Below are 24,787 nucleotides of genomic sequence, written 5' to 3'. Positions count from 1 at the left end.
GTAAAAAATAAAAAATGTCAATAAACATCAAGCTAAGACTTAATATTTATTAAACAATTTGCCCCAATAAAATCTAACGTAAAACAACTATTGTTTTTCCGTCTCCACCCTGATCTTCGTTAGCCAAATTAAAACTTTTAACAGCAGGAAAAGTTTTAAGAAAAAGATGTACCTCTTTTCTTAACGCTCCGGTTCCACGCCCATGAATAATTTCGAGTTCATTTCTACCTGAAACTATAGCTGAATCAATAAATTGTGCTAACTCGCTAATTGCAACATCAGCACGTTTTCCCCTCAAGTCAAGAGTTAAGGCAAAATTAATTTCAGTATTTACGGAAATTCCTGTTGAACTTTGGGTTTTTGGCTGTGCAGTATTAACTATGCCTATATTGGAAACAGAAGAACCAAGCTCTGCAACCTGATCCAAACCAACCCATAAACGCACCCCATTAATCTCTAAACGAGCTTTCGCTTTGCGTGTATCAAGCTCTAATAGTTCGCCTTTTTTATCCCAAGGCAAATAAACGACTGTTTGACCAACCTTAAACTGTCTGTTGTTATCAACAGATTTTGAAGAGGCTGAATTTGCTGAACTTAAATCAGTATTGGCAAGCGTTGTTCTTGCTTGTGCCAATTCTTTTAATGCCTGTTTGTGAGATATTTTGTTATCTCTCCACTGATGTAAAATTTTATGTGCATCTTCTTGAATTTTATTAAAAAGAGCTTCTTTTTCTTTTTTAAACGAATCTTCAAGTTTAGCTCGTCTCTCTTTCAATTTAAGCTGTTCTTTTTTGAGAGTCTCAATCTCCAATTCTTTGCTGACTGCTACAGTGTTAAGACGTTCTAACAATGCCGAACTATCTTCTCCGCTCAATAGTAAATACTGCTCAGCTTTTTTCAAGACAGATTCAGGCAAGCCGTGTGCCTTTGCCACATCAAGAGCTTGACTTGAACCAACTTGATCATAAGCCAAGCGAAACAAAGGACGTTTTGTATTGGGGTCAAACAAAACGGAAGCCGCCCTTACCCCTTGTTGAGCTAAAGCATAAGCTTTAAGAGAAGGAAAGTGGGTTGCGACAATTCCATAACTTTTTTGTTCCAAAATTCCGTCTAAAACCGCCTGAGCTAGAGCGGCCCCCTGAGCAGGGTCAGTGCCTGCTCCAAATTCATCAAGAATAATCAAACTACTTGCATCAAGCTTGTTCCAAATACCTGCGAGGTGTTCAATTTGAGCAGTAAAAGTAGATACACTATCTTCCAAACTCTGCTCATCACCAATAAAAGCGTGTACCGCTGTAAGAAGAGGTAGAGAACTTGAACCTTTAACGGGAACAGGTAAACCGGCATGGCTCATTAAAGCAATCAAGCCAAGTGTTTTTAAACAAACGGTTTTACCACCGGCGTTACCACCACTCACAACCAAAACTCGTTGATCAGAATTAAGAGTCAAATCAATAGGTTGAACAATGCTACGTTTTTGATTTAAAGACAGCGTTTTTGGTGTTTCTCCAACGCCTTCTTTAGAAGCAATACTTAACGCCAACAAAGGGTGGCGTGCTTCTATAAGGTTTATTGAAGCATCTTGGTCAATAGTCAGGGCATGTCCGTCAAAGGCTGCTGCCAATACACATTTTGCCTGAAGAAAATCAAGCTCTACCAAAAAATTAAATTGAGCCGAGATGCCCAAGCTTTCTTCTTGTGCCAATTTGGAAATATATAACAAAACCTTACGTTCTTCGCTACGCTCTTCTCTTTTTAACTCTTGCAAACGGTTATTGATTTCCACCAAAAAGAAAGGTTCAAAATAACAAGTTTCGCCGGTTTGCGAATAGTCATGAATAATCCCTTGAACTCGCCCTTTAAAGTTTGTTTTTAAAGGTAAAACATAACGATCAGAAGATAAAGTCATGAACTCGTCTTGTAAATATTGAGCAATATTATAAGTATTGGCAAACTCTTTTACTTTGCGAGTACATTGTTGGTGTAGCTGTCTTAGCTCACCTCGTACTAAAGAAAGGGCAGGAGACGCTTCATCTTTTAAAGTTCCGTCATCAGAAAGACAACGCTGAACAGCCTGTAACGTTTGTTTGGGGTTTTCAAATGCAAACGCCAAAGCACAAAGATTCGGATATAGCGGGTGAACTTCGCCTGTTTTAGGGTCTTTAAGTAAATTCAACGCTTTAGCGGCTTGAGTTAAAACGATCCTTAAAGCCCAAACAGTTTCAAGTTCAAGACAAAAATGTGGAATACTTAGTTGTTTAAACAAAAAGTCAAGCGAAGGAAAATCTTGTATTTTAAAACCACTTTCAACAAACCAAGTTCTTGTTTCTTCAAACAAACTACTTTCACGGTTGATTTGAATAAGGTCGGTAAAAGGTTCTAAAGCTAAAGCTTTTTTTGCCCCTGATTCAGAAACCGCATAACTTGAAAGGCATTTTAAAACTTTATTGAACTCCAACAATTCCCAAGCACGTTTTTGCATACAACAGACCTAAATATAACAATAATTTTAATTAAACTTTAAAAACAACAAAAAAATAAATTAACTAAGGCGACTGCGAACGGCATCAGAAAGATGCTTGCCTTCTATGCGTCCTTTATATTCTGACAAAATAAGCTGCATCACCTTACCCATATCTTGTTGGGTTTTTGCCTCTAACTTTAAAACAGCCGCATCAACGACTTTGATAAGTTCATCTTGAGTGAGGGCTTGAGGCAGGTAATCTTGCAATACTTTTAACTCTGCTTCTTCTTTTTCTGCTAAATCCGTTCTTTTTGCGTTGATAAATTGTTCAATTGAATCCCTGCGTTGTTTTACTTGTTTCATAACAAGGTCTAAAGTTTCATCTTCTTTAATAGGGCGCATCAATTCAACCTGTAAATTTTTCATAGCTGTTTTTAACAGGCGTAAAACAGTTAATCTAACGGAATCTTTAGCTTTATAAGCCACAATATAGTCTTGTTCTATTTTTTGAATTAAGCTCATAAATCCTCCTGTTGATAAAGTTGCAAAATAAGCTCTAAGCCATATATTCTGGAAATATTTCTGGCAATATAATGTAAAATGCCCGGACAAACCGGGCATTAACTATTTCATTATTATTTAGAGATAGATCATCTAAACAACAAAACTATACATAGAACTAAGCGTTGCCGTTTCTACGCATTTTTTTAAGCAAACGCTTACGGGCGGCAGCTTTTTTCTTTTTACGCATTACGCTTGGTTTTTCATAATGTTGACGTTTTTTCATCTCAGAGAGGATGCCTGCTTTTTCGATCTGTTTTTTGAAACGACGTAAAGCAATATCAAAACTATATTCATCATCATTTAAGTATACACCGGGCATAAATATCACCTCCCCTCTTCAACATTTTTTATTATCTAAAAATCAGACAATAAAAAGAAAAACTTTAATGGCAACTTGTGTGTTCCATGTCGCAACATTTTGCACCATGAGGTGCGTCTTGGGTTGCGTCTTTAGTTGCATCTTTGGAAGCCTGCGACAATGATTTAATTATAACGTAGCCAAGACCACTCATAATTACAAACAATACGGCATAAAGCACCCCAAAGAATATTGCATGATCCGGCATCCACCAAGGAATATCAAAGGGTAATGGGCTTTGAATGGTTTCTCCGTGCAACATGGCACACCTCCATTAAATTTACTTTACAGATTCTTTAAGAATCTTACCGGGACGAAACTTTACAACTTTAACAGCAGGAATAGTAATAGGTTCGCGAGTACGAGGGTTACGCCCGATACGCTCTTTGCGGCCTTCAACAACAAAAGTACCAAAACCTGTAAGAGTTAATTTACCTTCTTGAACAAGAATCTCTTGAACAGACTCGATAAAGGCGTTTAACGCACGTTCTGCACTCACTTTAGTGGTTTCAGATTTGGCAGCAATTTTATCTACTAAGTCAGCTTTAGTCATGGAATTCCTCCTAGGAAAATAAGATATATTTTTACCATAAACGTAGACATTTAACAAACGAAAATATCTACTCCGTTTTCTTGTGTACGCTCATAACGAATAACATATATTTATTTTTTCTCGATAAAGCAAGCAAAAAATCATGTTATCCCATAAAAGATACATTTTATAAAAACATCATATTTTAATTAAAGTCAAGCATTGTTCTTATTTTTTATAATTTGTACAAGTTTTTTAAAATCATTACAAGTTAAATTTTCAGGACGCAGGCTGTGTTTTATATCGCATTTATCTAAAAATATCAGTCCATTGTCTCCAAAAAACTCTTTAAAAATATTTTGTAGTTGTTTTCGTCTTCTTTGAAAACAAAAAGAAAGCAGTTTATTTAAAATACTTTTATCTTCTGGCGAAAATTCATTCTTTAAAGGTTCAAAACAAATTACGCTTGAAGTAACCTTTGGTGCAGGAAAAAATACATGAGGAGGAACATGAAACAGTATTTTGGGACAAGTAAAAGTTTGTAGCCAGATTGATAAAGCACCATAGGCTTTCGTATCAGGTTTCGCAATGATACGTTCTGCTACTTCTTTTTGAATCATAAATACAGCACGTTTAAAACCATTATGATTACTTAATAAATCCCACATAATCGGCGAAGCAATATTATAAGGAAGGTTTCCTATAAACTTCCAATCTGGTCCAAAGCGTTCCCAATCAAAATTTAACGCATCGCCCAAAATAACTTGATGTTTTTGAGCCTCTTTCTCTTTAAGGCTATTTTTCACTTCATCAAAACGCACTCTTGCCCAATGATAATCTTTTTCCAACATAAAGAACAAAGACGGATTCTGTTGTAAAATAAGACTAGACAACGCACCGGGACCCGGACCTATTTCCAAAACGTTGTCATCATGCGTTATACCTAAAGCATTAACAATTTTTGTGGCAATATTTTTATCTTGTAAAAAGTTTTGACCAAGGCTTTTTTTTGCCCTCGGAGAATTTAATAAATCTTGCATAATCAAGTAAAAAACTCAAAAAAATATTATATTAATCTAAAAATAAAATTCTATAAAACACTAGAAAAACGACTCAAAACATAGTTTTGCAATGGTCTTAATTTTATTATAACACTAAAAAAGACCACTATGCAAGGGCACAATGGTCTTTATAAAAAACAAATTAAAATCAAATGGTTATTGATGAGGGCTATCTTCTTCTCTAACAAAACCCTTCGCAAGGGTTCTATAAAACGGCAAAGTATCGCTAACCGAAGAGAACACGGAAACGCCAGTATCAATACTTAACGCAAGATTTAAAACCTCATCGGCATGGTCGACGAAAACAATATTAAGCCCCTTTAAAATTTCAGGAGGAACTTCTTTAAGGTCTCTTTCATTTTCTTTTGGAATTAAAACGGTTGACAACATGCCCCTGTGTGCGGCTAAAAGCTTTTCCCTTAAACCGCCAATAGGTAAAACACGCCCTCTTAAAGTTATTTCCCCTGTCATGGCAACATCGTTTCTAACGGGAATACCTAACAAAGCTGAAACTATCGAAGTTGCCAAAGTAATTCCCGCCGAAGGACCGTCTTTTGGCGTAGCCCCTTCGGGAACGTGAATATGTAAATCAATCTCTTTATGAAAGTCTGGTTTTAAACTTAACACATCAGAACGCGAACGCACATAAGAAAACGCCGCTTTTGCCGATTCTGTCATAACTCCGCCGAGTTGTCCCGTAATTTCTACCTTTCCGGAACCCGGCATAAGTGTTGTTTCAACCATTAAAATTTCACCACCGAGTTGCGTATAAGCAAGCCCGGTACAGACTCCGACTTGAGCCTTTTCTTCTCTTTCTCCGTAACGATATTTTTTTACTCCAAGAGAAAGATGTAAGTTTTGTAAGCCTACATTCACCATTCTATCTGATGCATCAGCCTTAACTATATGCATAGCCGCTTTACGACAAACCGTAGCCAGCTCTCTTTCAAGATTTCTGACTCCGGCCTCTCGAGTATAAGTTCTGATAATTTCCAAAATAGCATTATCGGAAATTTTTAAGTTTTGAGAGTTAAGCCCGTGAGCTTCTATTTGTTTAGGTAATAAAAAGTTGCGTGCAATTCTGGCTTTTTCTGTTTCCAAATATCCGGGAAGACGTATAATTTCCATACGGTCTTGTAAAGGAAGAGGAATTGAGTGTAGGCTATTTGCCGTAGTAATAAAAAACACCTGAGACAAATCATAATCTAAGTCAAGATAGTGATCGTTAAAAGTACTGTTTTGTTCAGGGTCCAAAACCTCTAAAAGGGCTGAGGAAGGGTCTCCACGAAAATCAGCACTCATTTTATCTATTTCATCTAAACAAAACAACGGGTTGCTATGTTTAACTCGTTTAAGCGACTGAATAATTTTACCCGGCAACGCCCCTACATAAGTACGTCTATGTCCGCGTATTTCAGCTTCATCACGCACTCCTCCCAAAGACAAACGCACAAACTCACGCCCTGTTGCCCTTGCGACAGACCTTGCCAAAGAAGTTTTTCCCACACCAGGAGGACCAACCAAGCATAAAATAGGGCCTTTTAGCTTGTTGACTAACTTTTGTACGGCAAGATATTCAAGAATACGCTCTTTGGGTTTTTCCAAACCATAATGTTCGGCTTCTAAAATTTCGCTCGCCTTATCAATATCGATTTGAGTTTCTTTAAGCTCATTCCAAGGCAAATCTAAAATCCAATCAATATAGTTGCGTACAACGGAATATTCAGCAGAAGTCGAAGACATCATGCGTAGTTTTTTACACTCACGCAAAGCCTTTTCTCTTGCTTCTTCCGGCATATTTTTTTCTTTTAATTGACGTTCAAGTTCAAGCAGTTCAAATTGAGGGTCTTCATCTCTCCCCATTTCCTTATTAATGGCTTTGATCTGTTCGTTTAAGTAATATTCTTTTTGATTTTTCTCCATTTGAGTTTTGACACGGTTTTTAATGCGTGCTTCCAAACCAGAGATAGAAATTTCGGTTAAAAGAATTTCATATACTTTTTCAAGACGCTCAATAGGGTCAGCCATCTCAAGAGCTTCTTGTTTACGTCTATAATCTACTTTAACATGAGGTAAAACGGCATCAGCCAAAGCTCCGGGAGATTGAGAACTCCAAATTGCCTGAATATTTTCCTGAGAGAGTTTTTTATTAATTTCGGCATATTCTTCCAAAGCTTCTTTAATCATTCGGAAGAGAGCTTCGCTTGTATTGTTATATTCACCATCTTCGATAGGAATTGCATCAACATAAACAAGGTCAATGCCTTTGGTGTTTGTTTCTGATTCTTGAGCTTGAAAATCAACAAGTCTGGCTTTATACAAACCCTCAAACAAAACTTTTATCGTACCATCAGGCAAGCGTAATAGCTGTAAAATACGGCTTACCGTTCCAACTTCATATAAATCTTTGATAGTGGGCTTTTCTTGATCAGGATTTCTTTGTGCCACAAGAAAAATCTTTTTATCATACAAAGATTGTGCCGCTTCAATTGCCTTAACCGAAGCATCGCGACCAACAAAAAGCGGAACAATGGAACGAGGAAACATAACAACTTCACGCAAGCTCATAATTGGCAACTCTGTTGTGTAAGCATCACCGCTATAAATACTCATGAAAAACCCTCATAATTTTATATAAACTTAAACTGTAACCATTCTAAAAACGCAAAAACAGCCTTAGGCATATTTTTCTTAACCCAAACTAAGATGCAAAAAACATTCCAGACAAATTTAAACAAATCAGTTTTTAAACAGGAGTAAAATAAGATAAATAAACAAAATAAAAGAAAAAACAAATATTGTACTCTGTTTGATTAAAGATAACAAAGTATATAATTTAACACAAGCCCAATCAGAGGAACCTTTATCTCCCAAAAGCGGTTTGTCTATTAAAGCGTCGTTATATGGAGTCAGTCCGCCCATTTTAGCTTGTAATAACCAAGCCACACTGCTCATAGACCAACCGGCGTTAGGGCTGTCCATTTTACGGGCATCGCAAGCGACTTTTTTTAGCGATAACACAGGGTAATTTTTATTAACCAAGCTCACACAATAAAAAACCAAAGCACTCAACCTTGCTGGAATATAAGCCACAATATCATCAAGCCGAGCCGCAACAAAACCAAAAGCTCGCCACTTTTCCGTTTTATAGCCCCACATAGAATCAAGCGTACTAATCGCCTTATAAGCCCATAACCCCACAGGGCCTAAAATCAACAACCAAAACAAAGGAGCAATAAAAGCATCACAAAAATTTTCACTTAAACTTTCCGCCAAAGAACGATTGAGATTTGTTGAATTCATGTTTTTTGTATCTCGGCTCACTAACATACTAACGGAAAATCTGGCTTTATTTAACAATTCATCACAGGAATTAGCGTTTTTTTCACATTCTTCAAGCTTTTTTAAAATACTCAAACTAAACCGCCCTTCTCTCAACAAAGAACCAAGAGCCAGCCCCGCCCAAGCAAAATATAATTTTATCAAAAAAGCCGCCTTATCGCCTCCAAGATAATTAGCAAGAGAAATAAACCCAGAAACCAAGCCAACGCTTGTTCCAACTAAAATAACAACACCAAAAAACCCGGCAATTTTTAACAACAAATCATGACTTAACCACAAACCGGTCTTATTTTGAAAACGTAAAAAGATGAAGTTTGCCAAATTACGCAAAGCTATTTCTGTTTTTTTTGCGATAAACCCCAAAAACACAACAGGGTGTGGAACTTTTTGAGGATCTGCAAAATAATAATCCAAAACAAGAGCCCACAAAACAAGAGGATAATCAAAGTACATTTTTAAAAGTTTGTGTTAAAAATTTTATAGGAAATATTCAAAAGAGAATTAATGCCTCAAAAGTAAAAGACTAATCAAAGTCAGCGTAAAGAGAAGCTAAATGAATATGTTTCAAATAAGTTGTCTTTTTCATTTGTTCAGTTCTCATACGCCACAAGGCTTCGTGTAGCTGTTCTGAGCTCATACCGTTACGAACGGCGAGATAAGCCTCAATAAAAGCGGCTAAAGTATCACAAGTTTTAATAAGACTTCCGTCTTTCGGGTCATATTTATTTTCATTATAAAAGGTAGACAATTCATTAAAATCTATTTTTTTTACTTTATTATCTAAAATAATACACTCTTTAAATTCAGAACCGACTTCATAGCCAAGATAATATTTTAATCTCTCTAAAATATTTGTTAAACCTGCATTTTTTAAAGGCTCAAAAACCCTTTTATCCATTTCGCTTTTTTCATATTGTTGAATAATATTTGCTAAATTTTCGGTTGCTTTTTTTACGGGCGAAATAATATCTCTGGTTAGAAGTTCTGGTAAATCGTGGAACAAACCGCCGTAAAAATTATTTATACAACGAGCCGAACAAGCTTCTTCCACAACGCTAAAACAATAAGCATAAACCGCAACAATAAACATATGTCCCAAAACACTTGTCTCAGGAACCCTCGGAACTTGCGACCAGCGTTTTTGAAAACGCAACTGTCCACAAAACGCAACAAACTTATACAATGCCGAATGACGATCTTCCAAAAGTTTGATTTCGTCTAATATTGCGTATTCTTTTAAAGTATTACGCAACTCTTTTAAAACACTGTTAGTTTCATCATCATAAACATTTAACTTTTCAATTAGCTTATATTCCCACAAACTCGAAAAAACATGAGATGCATATAATATTGTTTCGGCAACCTGTTCTATACTATCATTTTTTGCAACAAGCTTTGGACGCTTAACATATTGAACATAATCATTCCACAAAGCATCACCCAAAGGACGCACATAACGCTCTGTTTCATCAAGCCCCCACTGAGCCAATGCGGAAAATTCACTTTCTTTGTTTCTTATATTGTTTAAAATCGAAGGTTTAATATCTGTTATAACTAAACGAAACAAATATTCGTAAATACCGTTTTTTACAATAGTGGCGTGTAGCTCTTGACGTTCTGATATGTTCAAGTTTCTATTTTGAGCATAAAGTTCGGCGAGTGCAAAAGCCACAATCATTTTGTGAGCTTGTTTATCGACTTCGTAAAACTCGGTTGGACGCAACTTATCATTCCAACGTTTCATATAAACGCCGCTCATTAAAAACTGTAACAAACTTTTACGAATACTCGCCATTTTTATTTTCCTTAAAAAAACTTCAAAACAATATCAAACAAACTAAGACCATTGCAAAACTCTGTTTTGCGTACTTTTGTCATCGTTTTATGCTCTGTATGCACATAGCATAAAACGTCTTAAGTCACAAAACCCACTCATTTTACAGGAAAATTAAATTTTCCTTATTCGTGGTTTTTGGAGTGTCTTTCTGACGAAAGCCACTTTGAGCCTATTGTGCAATAGTCTCAAACTAACTTTAAAGTACAACTTATTCATCAACAAGCTAAATCAATACTCGAAAAATAAAATAAAAACAATAAGGGAACAAACACTAGCTCTGTCTGTTCCCTTATTGTTTTGCTGTAATCATCTTATTTAAACTATAACTATAAATTAGGAAGGTTATTTATTATTAGCATAATACATGCCAAAACAATAAAAACAAACTATACATATATAAATCAATATATTATAAAAAAACATCAAAAAAATACAGATACAAATTTATTTAAAATTTTTTACACAATCAGACATTCCAATAAAAAAGAAAAAAGATAAAAACTAAATAAACACAAGGGTTCTATACTATATATCTCAAAAAAACACGGTATAATTTTTTATACACAAGTTCAAAATAGCTAACCGAGATTAAAAGCAAGTCTTACTTTATTCTTTGTTGACCTTTAATCTTTTTCAGGCTATCCAAACAAAAAAAATAAAAAAGCGTTTTTTTACTTTGTCAATAAATAATTTTAATGTATAATCTCGTCGTTAAACATAACAAACCAGACGAAAACAAAGCACTATAACATGAATAAAACCTCATTAAAACAACTCATCACAGAACATAAAGACAAATTGCTTGAAGATTGGACAACCCTAGTTTATTCAGGCTACGCTTTTGATACTGCCGGTTTTTTACGAACAAAAAACGATCAATTTACCAACCCCGTCGGGTGGCGAACAACTCATGTAGGAGAAAGCCTGATTAAAGCCATCACAAACGAACATGTGAACATTGATGAACTCAATCATACTTTAGATGAGTTTATCAGGGTCAGAGCCGTTCAAGACTTTACCCCCGAACAAGCCTTGGCAGTACTATTTTTAATGAAAGAGTGTATTTTAAAAAGATTTAAGTCAGAAATAAAAAATAATAATCTCTGGCTGGAATTATGGGATATATCATCTCGTTTGGACGGAATCTCTTTGCTAAGTTTTTCATTTTACATTAAAAACCGCGAAGTTATGTTTAACCTTAAACTTGAAGACTATAAACGCAGACATAGTCAAATTATGCGAAAAGCAGGATTATTGGTTGCCGCCGATGACCCTGAGAGCAAAGACAGCTAACCGGCTGTTTATATAAAAAAATATCTATAGAGCTTTAACCCCTCTATATTTATTAAACTTTTAAGGACTATTTTATTTTAACAGGGTATTATCGAATAAAAACATGTAATTATCAAAACACTTTAAACAACTTTGTATATTGTTTGATAATGTGCTTTGAATGATTTTATAGTATCCTAAAGCCAAATAGCGAGGTGACGTACAATGATTATTTCACTATTGGCGGTTATTGGTTTAGGTCTTGTGGCTTGGTTTGGCTCACAATACACAAGTATGCAATATCTTTTTGGATTAGCATTGCCAATGATCGCAGTACCCGTCTTTATCGCGGGTTTTATATGGAGAATAGTGTACTGGGCAAAATCTCCCGTACCTTTTCCCATAGCAACAACAGGAGGACAGGAACGTTCTCTTGATTGGATTAAACCCGAAAGACTAGATGCCCCTTACACCAAACTCGAAACAGTTGGACGTATGGTTTTGGAAGTATTGTGTTTTCGTTCTTTATTCAGAAACACCAGTATGGACCTACAGCAAGGACCAAGACTTGTCTATTATTCCTCAAAATGGTTGTGGCTATTCGCATTAGCGTTCCACTACTGTTTTGCGGTTGTTTTATTGAGACATCTACGTTTCTTCTTTGAACCCGTACCTATGTTTGTATCGGGAATAGAGTTCGTTGATGGAATCATGCAAGTCGGTGTTCCACGTTTTTATGGTTCTGATGCCCTTATTTTAGGTGCTTTACTGTTTTTATTGTTACGCCGTATTTTCAACTCAAAAGTACGCTACATCTCTTTGGCAAACGACTATTTTCCTCTATTCTTATTGATTGGGATAGTAGGAACCGGTATTTGCATGCGTTATTTTTCTAAAGTAGATATCGCCGGTGTTAAAGTACTTACAATGGGGCTTGCAACTTTAAACCCTAATTTGCCTGCCAACATAGGACCAATGTTCTTTGCACACATTTTCTTGGTTTGTATCTTATTAGTATACTTTCCATTTTCAAAACTCATGCACATGGGCGGAATTTTCCTCTCTCCAACGCGTAATATGCCGAACAACAGCCGTGCTGTTCGCCACGTTAACCCTTGGAACCCACCGAAAAAACATCGTACTTATAATGAATACGAAGATGAGTTTCGCGATCTTATGGCTGAAGCGGGTCTACCTTTAGAAAAACAACCTGATGCTGATACATCAAAGTAGGAGAATACATGGCTAAGTTACCAACTCCCAAAGATCTTGTAAAGAGCATCAACTATTCTCTCCCAACAGCAAACTGGATGAATACAAAACCGGAATTTAAACCTGGTTCATATTGCTACCCTGCTAAATATGACACCATGAAAGGTTTAAAAATGCCTAATCCTCATGAATGGGCTCCGGAAAATGAAGACTGGAATCTACCTGAAAACTGGGAAGAGATTATATATAATGCCCTTCAAGATCGTTTAGACAAATATCGTTCGTTAAAAGTTTTTATGGATACCTGTGTACGTTGTGGTGCTTGTGCTGATAAGTGCCATTTTTATATCGGAACAGGCGACCCTAAAAACATGCCCGTATTAAGAGCAGAACTCTTACGCTCTGTTTATCGTAAAGAATTTACCAAAGTCGGTAAATTGCTCGGTAAAGTCGTTGGAGCTCGTAGCCTCGACAAAGACGTAATCAAAGAATGGTTTTATTACGCATATCAGTGTACTGAGTGCCGTCGCTGTTCTTTATTTTGCCCTTATGGTATTGATACTGCCGAAATAACCATGATTGTTCGTGAATTATTACATGAACTTGGTCTTGGTTTACACTGGATTATGGACCCAGTATCAAACTGTAACCGTACTGGTAACCACCTTGGAATTCAACCTCACGCATTTAAAGAAATTGTTGAATTTTTATGCGAAGATATTGAAACCATTACCGGCATCAAAATCAATCCGCCTTTTAACGAAAAAGGCCATGAAGTATTATTTATTACTCCTTCCGGCGACGTTTTTGCCGACCCGGGTATTTATACTTTTATGGGTTATTTGATGTTATTCCATGAAATAGGCCTTGATTATACTATCTCAACCTATGCCTCAGAGGGCGGAAACTTCGGTCTCTTTACCTCTGCCGACATGATGAAAAAGATTAACGGAAAAATGTATGCGGAAGCAGAACGCCTTGGTTCAAAATGGATTTTAGGCGGAGAATGCGGACATATGTGGCGTGTTATTAACCAATACATGGACACAATGAACGGACCTACTCCACCAAAAATGGAAGTTCCGAAATCACCAATTACCGGAACTGTATTTAAAAACGCAGCTTCTACAAAAATGGTGCATATCGCTGAGTTTACCGCAGACTTGATTCATAATAATAAAATTACTCTTGACCCAAGTCGTAACGATGAAAAAATCGTTACTTTCCACGATTCTTGTAACCCGGCGAGAGCAATGGGCTTATTAGAAGAACCAAGAGCGGTTATTAAAGCAGTTTGTAAAAACTTCTTTGAAATGCCACAAAATACAATAAGAGAACAAACCTTCTGTTGTGGAGCCGGATCCGGGCTTAACACAGAAGAAATTATGGAACTTCGTATGCGAAGCGGAATGCCTCGTGGTAATGCAGTTCGTTATGTACAACAAAAGCATGATGTAAACACCTTATCTTGCATTTGTGCTATCGATAGAGCGACTCTACCTCCGGTAGCAAACTATTGGGCTCCGGGTGTTACTGTTACAGGACTTCATGAGCTTGTTGGAAATGCCCTTGTTATGAAAGGCGAAATCAAGCGTACCATGGACTTAAGACAAGAAGATTTACCAGGAATGGAGGATGAATAATTATGTATAATAAAAATTATATCATCGCTGGTCTGGTAATTTTTGTTGTATTGGCACTAGCTCCGATTATCTTTAACATTGCCTCTGAAAAGTACAGAACGCCTGAGTTGGCACTTCCTAACAGAAATGTACAACCTTTAGGTATCAATGAAACTGTTAGAGCTGAGTATTTAAAAGCCAACCCGGAAGCAGACAAAAACCCCGCTTGTATTTTGCCTGCTGCTGATATGCGTTCAGAACACATGCAAATGCTCAATACTTGGCGCGATATGGCCCTGCGTGAAGGCAAAAGAGCCTATACGGCAAAAGACGGAAGAATCTGGGAAGTCAGCTTGCAAAACACTTGTATGAAGTGCCACGGCAACAAAGCAGATTTTTGCGATAAGTGTCATACAACTAACAGCGTTACCCCATACTGTTGGGACTGCCATGTTGAGCCAAGGGGGAATTAGAAATGCAAAAAACAAGAAGACAACTCCTTAAGGTAGCCGGCTTATCTCTTTTAAGTCTGGGAACAGGTACAGCCTTTAGTCTTTTAAACTCAACGCCTGCAAATGCCGCTGCCGATACTTTTGGAGATCCGAAAGGGGCATTAAACGCAAAACGTTGGGCAATGGTTATAGACAGCAGAAAGGTAACACCTGAAATTATGAATAATATGGTACATGCTTGCCACTCTATTCATAACGTTCCTACTGATCCTAAAATGGGAAACCAAGATGTAAAATGGATCTGGTCAGACAGCTATCACGCAACCTTTGCCGGGCAAGAAGACAACTTCCCATCAGAAGAAGTCGCCGCTCGTCAATTCCCTCTTTTATGTAACCACTGTGAAAATCCTCCTTGTGTAAGGGTTTGCCCTACTCAAGCCACTTACAAAATGCCTAACGGTATAGTAATGATGGATTATCACCGTTGTATCGGCTGTCGTTATTGTATGGCCGGTTGCCCTTACGGCGCCAGAAGTTTTAACTATTTTGACCCTCGCCGTTTCCTTAAAGAAACTGACCCAACTTTTCCTACTCGCACAAAAGGCGTAGTAGAAAAGTGTACTTTCTGTAGCGAAAGACTGGCTTTAGGCAAAATGCCTGCCTGTGTCGAAGTTTCCGAAGGTAGTGTTGTTTTTGGTGATCTTCTCGACCCTAAGTCAGAAGTGCGTAAGTTATTATCTCAAAACTTTACCCTACGCCGCAAGGCTCAAATAGGCACCCAACCCGGCGTCTATTATATTCTTTAGGAGGCAGCCATGCTTGAAAATGTATTCAAGGGATCTTGGGCATTCTATAAATGGCTGGGCTTTCTCGTTACCATCATCGGTATAGGATTTGTTGCTTGGTTATTCCAAATGTATTACGGTTTGTCTTTAACCGGACTTTCTCGTGATGTATCTTGGGGTGTTTACATCGCACAATTCACCTATATGGTTGGTGTGGCGGCCGGTGCAGTCATGCTCGTATTACCCATTTACTTTCACCATTATAAAAAGTTTAAACGTATCGTCATTTTTGGCGAATTTATGGCAATAGCCGCAGTTATCGTTTGTATGCTCTTTATTGTTGTTGACTTAGGTCAACCTCAACGCATGCTTAACGTTATGCTTCACCCAACTCCAAACTCAATTATGTTTTGGGATATGAGCGTATTAATGGGCTATCTTGTTATTAATGCCGTTGTTGGTTGGGTTACTCTCGAAGCGGAACGCCTCGACGTTGATCCGCCAAAATGGATTAAATTCTTTATTTATTTGTCCATTATTTGGGCTGTAAGTATTCATACCGTAACCGCGTTCTTAATTGCCGGTTTACCGGGTCGCCATTATTGGTTAACCGCCGTTATGGCTCCTCGTTTCTTGGCTTCAGCCTTTGCTTCCGGTCCTGCTATTTTATTATTATTACTTTTTGTACTTAAAAAAGTAGTAAAGTTTGATCCGGGCAAAGAAGCTGTGCAAACCCTCACAAAGATTATTATTTATGCTATGTGCATCAATATTTTCTTCTTCCTCATGGAAGTATTCACCGCTTTCTATAGCCAAATCCCCGAAGCTATGCACCCGATTACGTTCTTATTTATGGGACATGACGGACACGCATCTTGGGTAAACGGTTGGATGTGGACAGCTGTAGTATGTGCTTTCGTTTCTCTTGCCTTACTCATTCCCTCAAGCTTGCGTGAGAATGAAAAAATCTTACCTTGGGCTTTAGGCTTACTCATTTTAGCCTGCTGGATTGATAAAGGCTTAGGATTGATGATTGGTGGTTTTACCCCAAATACTTTTGAACAAATAACCCCTTATACTCCAAGCATCGTTGAAATTCTTATTGCTATGGGCGTATTTGGAATAGGTCTTTTAATTCTTTCTATACTTTGGAAGATTGCTTTAGAAGTAAAAAAAGAAGCAGAAACCTATGAATTGCAATAACTAAACAATATAAAAAAATAGAAAGCTCCGAGAAACATATGTTTTTCGGAGCTTTTTATTTTAAATCATTACAAAATTGAATACATATAATTAAACTAACAGATAATAATAATTTACATTTTGACTTTTTACAAAAATCAGCTTATCTTTGTAGAGATTATGTTTAACAATATTACTTTTATAATCATGAACAAGGCTTGGTATCTTTTGTGTTTAAAAGCCAAAATAATACATTGAGAGATGTCTGTAAATTAGTACGATATACTCTCTATGGAGTATTTTTTGGGATTTTATTCCCGGTTGTCGCTTGGATTTTTGAAATCTATAGTGCGTCTTTGCCATGGACAAGAGACAGCCTTGCAATGATACATAGCTATAACCGAATGCTCTTTATGATTGATACCGCCCCGTTTTTCTTAGGTTTGTTTGCCTTTGTGGCGGGAAGATATAAAGTTTCTACCGATAACTATAGTGAAGAATTAAAAACATTAATCTATAAACTTGAAAATAAAGTCAAAGAAAGAACCGCCGAACTTGAAACATTAAACAAAAACCTTGAAGAAAGCTATATCCAAGCCTCTGCTTTTGCACAAGCCCAAAGTGCCTTTTTGGCCAATATGAGCCATGAAATTCGTACACCAATGCACGCTATTATGGGTATGGCAAATATTGCGGAAAAAAATTTTGGCGTTCCAAATAACGAAGAAAAAGTTTTAAACAGCATTAAACAAATTTTAGTTTCCTCTAAACACTTGCTTGGCCTGATTAATAATATTTTAGATATGTCAAAAATAGAAGCCGGAGAATTCACCTTAGGCGTAGACGACTTTTCAATTGAAGAACTTGTCCAAGAAACCCAACAAATTATCAACCCGCGTTGTAACGAAAAAGAAATAAAACTTAACGTACAACTTGAAAAAATGCAAAATATTTGGGTATCTACAGACAAACTTAGAATAATGCAGGTTTTAATCAACCTAATTGGAAACGCAGTTAAATTTACTCCCAAAAACGGAACAGTTACTCTTGAAATCAAAGTTTCCGACAAGGTAAACAGCCAATATCTTATCTATTTTGCTGTGCATGATACGGGTATAGGTATGCCCGAAAGCGTTATGAAAAACTTGTTTCAACCCTTTAAACAAGCAGACAACAAGGTTGTGCGTCAATCTGGCGGAACCGGTCTTGGCTTAGCAATAAGCCAAAATATCGTCAATCTTTTAGGAAGCAGCATAAAAGTAAAAAGTGTAGAAGATCAAGGCAGTACATTCTATTTTGAAGTCTTTTTACCTCAAGGAACACCAGTTATTCAAGAAACCGAAACGCTGACTCATGTTGCTTTTGAGGGAAAAAGAGCCTTGTTGGTAGACGATATTGAACTTAACCGAATCATTGTTGAAGAATTGTTGGAAGACACAAAACTTGTAATTGAAACCGCCGATGACGGCAGTGTTGCAATTGAAATGTTTAAAAATTCATCGGAAAATTATTATGATATAATTTTAATGGACGTTCAAATGCCTAATGTTGACGGATATACGGCAACCAAAGCAATTAGAGCTTTAGACCACCCACAAGCGAAAACTATTCCGATAATTGCAATGACCGCAAACGCCATGAAAGAAGATATTGTCAAGGCTCGCGAGTGTGAAATGAACGACCACATAGGAAAACCGATTGATTTTGATAAGCTAATAGTCTTGTTAAACCATTATTTATACACAAAAAGTTAAATTAACAAGATAACTTTGACAAATCTTAATCTTAACGATAGAATATTAAACTTAATTTTTTAGCACATTATAATAAAGCTATGCAAATTCACAATAAGGATAAAAAAGATGTCTGAACCCAATAAAAAGTCAAAAAACGGCGAATTAACGGCGACCGCTCCCATTGAACAAACCAATACAACCGAGCGTACCTTGCTTGATGCTATACGCACGGAAACTGCTCCGGAAGCCACTCCGTTTTTTATGTTTTTTGTAAATAACGCAAAGCTTTTAATCGGTATTTTATCAGTATTTATTATTATCTTGGTAGGCGTTGGAATTTTTGAATATACCGCCAAAAACGCTTTAGAAAAATCTCAACAAGAACTACGTCTTATTCTACAAAAAGCTGATGACACAGAAAAAGCAAAACAACTGGAAAGTTTTATAAATACAGCCCCAGCCGGAGTTTTGCTCCACGCAAACTTGGCTCTTGCTCAAGCTTATGAAAATTTGCAAGATTACCAAAAAGCCACAAATGCTTGGCAAAAAGTAAGTCAACTTTCCGATGCACCAATGAAATATCAAGCCATCATCGGAGAAGCAAGCGATCTTTCCGCTATTGGGGAACATAAAAAAGCCCTTGAACTTATTGAAAAAAGCTTAACTACACTCAATAACCAAGATAGCCCCTATCAAATAGCTCTTAAAGCCCTGCTTGCCGATATTGCAGAACGCTCAGGCGATAAAGAACTGGCAATTAAAACGCTTCAAGGTTTATTAGATAGCGGAAAAATACAAGACACTTACTATTTTAAAAGAAGAATAGAGTTATTACAAAAAAAATAACCTAAGAAATAATCTCGTCGTATACTTTCTACCTAATAATATAAATTTTATTAACTTAATAAAAAATTAAAAAAGGTTGCACAATGAAAAATCTTTTACTAACCGAAGAAAGCGGACACAAAGAGCTCTTGCTCGGAAATGAAGCAATCGTAAGAGGAGCATTAGAAGCGGGAATTAACATGATTACCTGTTATCCCGGAACGCCTTCTTCCGAAATTCCCGATACTTTCCGCAGGCTTTCTCCAAACCCGCGTTTTACCCTTGAATATTCCGTAAATGAAAAAGTCGCTTACGAAGTCGCTGCGGGGGCTTCTCTCGCCGGTGCTTTAACCATGGTTACAATGAAACACGTTGGTGTAAACGTGGCGGCTGATCCTTTAATGACTTCAACATATATCGGTATGCCGGGCGGACTTGTTCTTGTTTCGGCCGACGATCCTTATTCTCATTCCAGCCAAAACGAACAAGATAACCGCACCTTTGCGCGCTTTGCAGGTATGCCTTGTTTTGAACCTGCTACCGCTCAAGAAGCAAAAGATATGGCAAGAGATGCCCTTTTGCTTTCAAGAGAACTTGAGCAACCGGTTTTACTGCGTACAACAACCAGAGTAAACCACTTACGCGGAGCTGTGGAATTTGGAGCTCTGCCAAAACCGGCCGAAACCGTTCCATTTAAACGAAACCCTCAACGTTTCGTACCCGTGCCTGTAGTCGCCAGAAACCGCCATAAAGCTTTAAGCAAACAAATGGAATTGGCGCAAGAAAAAACAGAAAACTCACAATATAACCGTTTACACGGTTCGACTTCTAGTAAGCTAGGTATTTTAAGCAGTGGAATTTCAAGAACTTACATGCTTGACGCTTTAGCCGAACATAACCAAGAAAACGAGTTTAAACTTTTAGAACTTGGCTTCTCATACCCTCTTCCAAAAAAACTTTTATTAAGCTTTTTAAACGGGTTAGATAAAGTTTTAATATTAGAAGAGCTTGAACCTTTACTCGAAAACGCAATCAAGGCTTTAATTCAAGAAAACAACTTGAACATTAAAGTTTACGGAAAAAACGATATTCTCACTATTTACGGAGAATATTCCACAACCCTTGTTGCCAAAGCAATTGCACAGTTTAAAGGGAAAGCACTTCCAACAGAACAAAACATAGTAGCTCAAAAATTGCCCATGCGTCCACCAAACTTATGTGCCGGTTGTTCGCACAGAGCCGTTTATAGAGCCGTTCAAGACATTTATGGCTCAGAAGCTATTTATTCAAGCGATATAGGTTGTTATACTTTAGGAATATTACCGCCTTTAAACGCAGCCGACTTTTTGGTTTGTATGGGGTCATCAGTTTCTAGCGGAAGCGGATTTGCTCGCTATTCCGACAAACCTGTTGTTGCCTTTATCGGTGATTCAACCTTTTTCCACTCCGGAATAACCGGTTTGGTCAACGCTATTTTTAATCGTCATAACTTGACTATGGTCATTTTAGACAACGGTACAACCGCAATGACCGGACACCAACCAAACCCCGGCGTTGATCAAGAATATTTATCTTCAGATTGCGTTCACCTTGATATTGAATCAATAGTCAAAGGTTGTGGCGTAACCAATTTTGCGAAAGTAAAAGGCTATAATTTAAACGCAGTTCATAAAGCCCTCGAACAAACTAAAAATGTTCAAGGCGTCAAAGTAATTTTAGTAGAAGAACCCTGTGTACTTTTTGCCAGACGCACAATGAAAAGAAAACCCAAAAGTGCGGCTTATGTTGTCGAACAAAGCGATTCAGTCAAAAACTGTTTTGCAACTCTTGCCTGTCCTTCATTTAGAAAAGATAAAAACGGCTTTTCTATTGATACCAATCAGTGTGCGGGTTGTATGGTTTGTCTGCAAATTTCTAAAGACATTAAAGCTAAAGCAGCTGATGTTAAAGGAGAGTTAATTTAATGTCTGCAAAAATACGTATTTTACTCACAGGAGTCGGCGGACAAGGCACTTTAACCGCAACCACCCTACTCGCCAGAGCCGCCTTATTGGAAAACTTGGAAGTAGTATCAGGCGAAATTCACGGAATGGCTCAACGTGGCGGTGTTGTTGAATCTACTGTTTTGATTGGTGGCTGGAAAAGCCCTAAAATAGACTTAGGCGAGGCTGATTTGATCTTAGGTTTTGAACCTCTCGAAACCCTGCGTGCCTTACCATATTTAAAGAAAAACGGTTTAGTTCTTTCAAGCACTGAATTTATTCCTGCCCCTAGCGTTGCTCTCGGACAAGAAGAAAACCCAAGTCTTGAAGAAATAAAAAATAAAGTAAAAGAAGTTGCCTCAAAAGCGTGGTACTTAGATTGCCGCTCTATCGGTTTAAAGCTTGGTGCGGTTCAAAGCGGAAACCTCGCTCTTTTGGCGGCGGCGACTGCCACAGGTGCGTTACCTTTTAACTCTGATACCCTCAAAAAAGTTGTGGAAAAATATCTGCCTGCTAAAATTGTAGAAACAAATTTAAAAGCTATTGACTTTGGTGTTAAAGCAATTCAATAATACAAATATTGTCGCTATAAAAAAGCCTTATAAAAAAGAATAAAACATATTAAAAGGTACGCCTTTTATTTAGGAGAAAATATGAAAGCTTATTATGACAAAGATGCTGATCTTGGTGTTTTAAAAGGTAAAACTATCGCAGTTATTGGTTACGGTAGTCAAGGGCATGCCCACGCTCAAAACTTACGTGATTCAGGTTTAAACGTAATCGTTGCACAACGCCCCGGCAGTGCTAACCACGATTTAGCAGTAGAACACGGCTTTACACCTATGTCTGTTGCAGAAGCAGCTCAAAAAGCTGATATGATTATGATTCTTTTACCGGATCAACATCAAGCCGATGTTTATAACAAAGATATTTTACCACACCTTAAAGCCGGTAAATCCTTATTGTTTGCACACGGTTTTAGCGTTCATTTCAGCCAAATTATTGCCCCTAAAGACGTTGACGTATTCATGGTTGCTCCTAAAGGACCAGGACATTTAGTACGTCGTACTTATACCGAAGGTGGCGGCGTTCCTTGTCTTGTTGCTATCTACCAAGACGCCAGTGGCGAAGCCATGAAAAAAGCTTTGGCTTATGCCAAGGGTATTGGTGGTGCTCGTTCCGGTGTTATAGAAACAACATTTAAAGAAGAAACCGAAACCGACCTTTTCGGTGAACAGGTTGTTTTATGTGGCGGTCTTTCTGCTCTGATTAAAGCCGGTTACGAAACCTTGGTTGAAGCCGGATACCAACCAGAAATCGCTTATTTTGAATGTTTACACGAAACTAAACTTATCGTTGACCTACTCTATGAAGGTGGCTTGGCAAAAATGCGTAATTCTATTTCAGACACCGCTGAATATGGCGATTATGTAACAGGAAAACGTATCATCAATGATGAAACCAAAAAAGAAATGAAAAAAGTTCTTACAGAAATCCAAGAAGGAATCTTCGCCAGAGACTTTATCTTGGAAAATAAAGCCAATATGGCAAGCTTTAAAGCTCGTCGTCGCATAGAAGCAGAACACTCGATTGAAGCAGTCGGTAAACGCTTAAGAGCAATGATGCCTTGGCTTTCAAATAAAAAATAGTTTTAACGGCTTTAAACTATTAGACAAATAAATATTTGCTAGAGTTAGGTATTAGATATATACTTAACTCTAGCGTTTTATTTTGAAAGACTGAAAAAGGTTTGAAAAATAAATAAACGTTTTCTCTAACATCATTAAATAACGCAATAAACAGCTTTCATAAACCTTAACATATTTTTATTCTAACCTTTAACCCAAAAGATATAAAACTATGACACACAATACTCGTAGCAAAAAAATGACAGGCGGTCTTGAAAAAGCCCCCCACCGCTCCTTGTTATACGCCCTTGGTTTAACTCGTGATGAAATTTCTCGCCCTTTAATCGGTGTAGTAAACTCAGCTAACGAAATAGTTCCCGGACATATTCACCTTGATAGAATAGCCGAAGCCGTCAAAGCCGGTGTGCGTCTTGCCGGTGCGGTTCCTATCGAGTTTCCGGCTATTGCCGTTTGTGATGGTTTGGCGATGAACCACGAAGGTATGCGTTTTTCTTTGCCAAGTCGTGAGCTTATCGCCGATTCTATTGAAATAATGGCAACAGCTCACCCTTTTGACGCTTTAGTTTTTATTCCAAATTGTGATAAAAGCGTTCCCGGAATGCTAATGGCTATGCTCCGCATGAATGTTCCATCTGTGTTAATTAGCGGAGGTCCCATGCTTGCAGGGAAAAAAGCAAAAAATACAAGTTCGGACAACAGAGCAGATTTAATCAGCGTTTTTGAAGGCGTGGGAAGAGTAAAACAAGGAAGTATGAGCGAAGAAGCCTTAGAAGATTTAACAGAAAGCGCTTGCCCCGGCTGTGGTTCTTGTGCCGGAATGTTTACCGCAAACTCTATGAACTGCCTCTCCGAAGCGATTGGTCTTGCCCTTCCGGGTAACGGAACTACCCCTGCGAGTAGTGCTGCTCGCATTCGACTAGCAAAACGTGCCGGAATGCAAGTTGTTGAATTATTAAAACAAAATATTTGCCCAAGAGATATTGCTAACGTTGATGCCTTAAAAAATGCCGTTACCGTTGATATGGCTCTTGGTTGCTCAACCAATACGGTTTTACACCTGCCTGCTATTTTTGCCGAAGCCGGTCTTGAGCTTCCGCTGACAATATTTGACGAACAAAGCAAAAAGACCCCTGTGCTTTGCAAACTCTCCCCTGCCGGTGAACACCACATTCAAGACCTGCATGAAGCCGGGGGAATTCCTGCTGTAATAAGCGAACTCAACAAAGCCGGCTTAATTAACGGATCTGTTTTAACTGTAACAGGAAAAACGCTTGCGGAAAACTTAAAATCAGAAAACGCAGGGATTGTAGACAATGATGTTATCCGAAATATTGAAACCGCTTATTCAAAAGAAGGCGGAATAGCAATATTATATGGAACACTCGCACCTCAAGGAGCTGTAGTTAAACAGTCTGCCGTTGCCCCTGAAATGATGAAACGAGAAGTTGTAGCAAAAGTTTTTGATTCTGAAGAAGATGCGGTTAAAGCTATTTTGGGTAATAAAATTAAAGCCGGAGACGGAATAGTTATTCGCTACGAAGGACCAAAAGGCGGACCGGGTATGCGTGAAATGCTTACTCCTACCAGTGCAATCATGGGAATGGGTCTTGGGGCTGACGTTGCTCTTATTACTGACGGGCGCTTTAGTGGCGGAAGCCGAGGTGCGGCTATTGGACACGTTTCACCGGAAGCGGCAGAAGGCGGAATTATCGCAAAAGTACAAGATGGCGATAAAATCTTAATCGATATTCCCAACCGTAAACTTGACCTTTTAGTTAGTGAAGCTGAACTCGCCAAACGCACAGCCAAAGCACCGCAAAAAACATTGCGTTCTAATTTCTTAAAACGCTATGCGGCTCAAGTAAGCTCCGCTTCAACCGGTGCAAGATTTGTCGTAAAATAAAAAACAATA

Annotated in this window: 21 protein-coding genes; 12 read left to right on the top strand and 9 right to left on the bottom strand. The window is 37.8% G+C overall.

Annotated elements, in window-relative coordinates; genetic code table 11:
* Positions 1-73 precede the first annotated feature (73 nt).
* From BT999_RS01990 to BT999_RS01950, 9 genes are all read right to left on the bottom strand, one after another.
* Complete coding sequence (locus BT999_RS01990; protein ID WP_072695948.1) at positions 74-2,482, bottom strand: endonuclease MutS2; 2,409 nt, start codon at positions 2,480-2,482, stop codon at positions 74-76.
* A 60-nt stretch (positions 2,483-2,542) separates the two neighbouring features.
* The gene (locus BT999_RS01985) at positions 2,543-2,986 is read right to left on the bottom strand and encodes a GatB/YqeY domain-containing protein (protein ID WP_072695946.1); all 444 of its coding nucleotides are present in this window, start codon (positions 2,984-2,986) and stop codon (positions 2,543-2,545) included.
* Positions 2,987-3,143: 157 nt separating this feature from the next.
* A complete protein-coding gene (gene rpsU, locus BT999_RS01980; RefSeq protein WP_072695944.1) occupies positions 3,144-3,347 on the bottom strand; it encodes a 30S ribosomal protein S21 in 204 nt (67 codons plus the stop codon).
* A gap of 64 nt (positions 3,348-3,411) precedes the next feature.
* Positions 3,412-3,648, bottom strand: a complete 237-nt coding sequence (locus tag BT999_RS01975; protein ID WP_072695942.1) for a hypothetical protein — start codon at positions 3,646-3,648, stop codon at positions 3,412-3,414.
* An 18-nt stretch (positions 3,649-3,666) separates the two neighbouring features.
* A complete protein-coding gene (locus BT999_RS01970; protein WP_072695940.1) occupies positions 3,667-3,939 on the bottom strand; it encodes an HU family DNA-binding protein in 273 nt (90 codons plus the stop codon).
* Between the two features lie 194 nt (positions 3,940-4,133).
* Positions 4,134-4,958, bottom strand: coding sequence for a 16S rRNA (adenine(1518)-N(6)/adenine(1519)-N(6))-dimethyltransferase RsmA (gene rsmA / locus BT999_RS01965; protein WP_072695938.1), 825 nt, complete (start codon positions 4,956-4,958; stop codon positions 4,134-4,136).
* A 177-nt stretch (positions 4,959-5,135) separates the two neighbouring features.
* Positions 5,136-7,592, bottom strand: coding sequence for an endopeptidase La (gene lon / locus BT999_RS01960; protein WP_072695936.1), 2,457 nt, complete (start codon positions 7,590-7,592; stop codon positions 5,136-5,138).
* A 126-nt stretch (positions 7,593-7,718) separates the two neighbouring features.
* Complete coding sequence (locus BT999_RS01955; RefSeq protein ID WP_072695934.1) at positions 7,719-8,774, bottom strand: CobD/CbiB family cobalamin biosynthesis protein; 1,056 nt, start codon at positions 8,772-8,774, stop codon at positions 7,719-7,721.
* Positions 8,775-8,844: 70 nt separating this feature from the next.
* Entirely contained in the window at positions 8,845-10,116 is a 1,272-nt protein-coding gene (locus BT999_RS01950; protein ID WP_072695932.1) for an HD domain-containing protein, read from the bottom strand.
* Positions 10,117-10,908: 792 nt separating this feature from the next.
* On the opposite strand from BT999_RS01950, the gene BT999_RS01945 reads away from it, so the two are divergent.
* From BT999_RS01945 to ilvD, 12 genes are all read left to right on the top strand, one after another.
* A complete protein-coding gene (locus BT999_RS01945) occupies positions 10,909-11,451 on the top strand; it encodes an RsbRD N-terminal domain-containing protein (RefSeq protein ID WP_072695930.1) in 543 nt (180 codons plus the stop codon).
* A gap of 204 nt (positions 11,452-11,655) precedes the next feature.
* Complete coding sequence (dsrM, locus tag BT999_RS01940) at positions 11,656-12,663, top strand: sulfate reduction electron transfer complex DsrMKJOP subunit DsrM (protein WP_072695928.1); 1,008 nt, start codon at positions 11,656-11,658, stop codon at positions 12,661-12,663.
* A gap of 8 nt (positions 12,664-12,671) precedes the next feature.
* Positions 12,672-14,285, top strand: coding sequence for a sulfate reduction electron transfer complex DsrMKJOP subunit DsrK (dsrK, locus tag BT999_RS01935; protein ID WP_072695926.1), 1,614 nt, complete (start codon positions 12,672-12,674; stop codon positions 14,283-14,285).
* Between the two features lie 2 nt (positions 14,286-14,287).
* On the top strand, positions 14,288-14,737 hold the full coding sequence (gene dsrJ, locus BT999_RS01930) for a sulfate reduction electron transfer complex DsrMKJOP subunit DsrJ (protein ID WP_072695924.1): 450 nt from the start codon (positions 14,288-14,290) through the stop codon (positions 14,735-14,737).
* A gap of 2 nt (positions 14,738-14,739) precedes the next feature.
* Positions 14,740-15,522, top strand: a complete 783-nt coding sequence (dsrO, locus tag BT999_RS01925) for a sulfate reduction electron transfer complex DsrMKJOP subunit DsrO (RefSeq protein ID WP_072695922.1) — start codon at positions 14,740-14,742, stop codon at positions 15,520-15,522.
* Positions 15,523-15,531: 9 nt separating this feature from the next.
* Positions 15,532-16,704: a sulfate reduction electron transfer complex DsrMKJOP subunit DsrP gene (dsrP, locus tag BT999_RS01920; RefSeq protein ID WP_072695920.1), complete on the top strand. Its 1,173-nt coding sequence runs from the start codon at positions 15,532-15,534 to the stop codon at positions 16,702-16,704.
* 209 nt (positions 16,705-16,913) lie between these two features.
* Entirely contained in the window at positions 16,914-18,437 is a 1,524-nt protein-coding gene (locus BT999_RS01915; protein WP_143145474.1) for an ATP-binding protein, read from the top strand.
* Positions 18,438-18,545: 108 nt separating this feature from the next.
* On the top strand, positions 18,546-19,265 hold the full coding sequence (locus tag BT999_RS01910) for a tetratricopeptide repeat protein (protein ID WP_072695916.1): 720 nt from the start codon (positions 18,546-18,548) through the stop codon (positions 19,263-19,265).
* A gap of 83 nt (positions 19,266-19,348) precedes the next feature.
* A complete protein-coding gene (gene iorA / locus BT999_RS01905; protein ID WP_072695914.1) occupies positions 19,349-21,208 on the top strand; it encodes an indolepyruvate ferredoxin oxidoreductase subunit alpha in 1,860 nt (619 codons plus the stop codon).
* Positions 21,208-21,798, top strand: a complete 591-nt coding sequence (locus BT999_RS01900; RefSeq protein ID WP_072695912.1) for an indolepyruvate oxidoreductase subunit beta — start codon at positions 21,208-21,210, stop codon at positions 21,796-21,798. The genes iorA and BT999_RS01900 overlap by 1 nt, the downstream gene beginning before the upstream one ends.
* An 81-nt stretch (positions 21,799-21,879) precedes the next feature.
* Positions 21,880-22,875 carry a ketol-acid reductoisomerase gene (gene ilvC, locus BT999_RS01895; protein WP_072695910.1) on the top strand — a complete coding sequence of 332 codons (996 nt, stop codon included), beginning with the start codon at positions 21,880-21,882 and terminating at the stop codon, positions 22,873-22,875.
* A gap of 211 nt (positions 22,876-23,086) precedes the next feature.
* A complete protein-coding gene (gene ilvD / locus BT999_RS01890; protein WP_072695908.1) occupies positions 23,087-24,778 on the top strand; it encodes a dihydroxy-acid dehydratase in 1,692 nt (563 codons plus the stop codon).
* Positions 24,779-24,787 lie beyond the last annotated feature (9 nt).

The sequence above is a fragment of the Desulfovibrio litoralis DSM 11393 genome (assembly GCF_900143255.1).
Taxonomy (GTDB): domain Bacteria; phylum Desulfobacterota; class Desulfovibrionia; order Desulfovibrionales; family Desulfovibrionaceae; genus Frigididesulfovibrio_A; species Frigididesulfovibrio_A litoralis.
The sequence above is the reverse complement of the archived record's forward strand: the minus strand, read 5'-3'. Positions and strand labels throughout refer to the sequence as shown.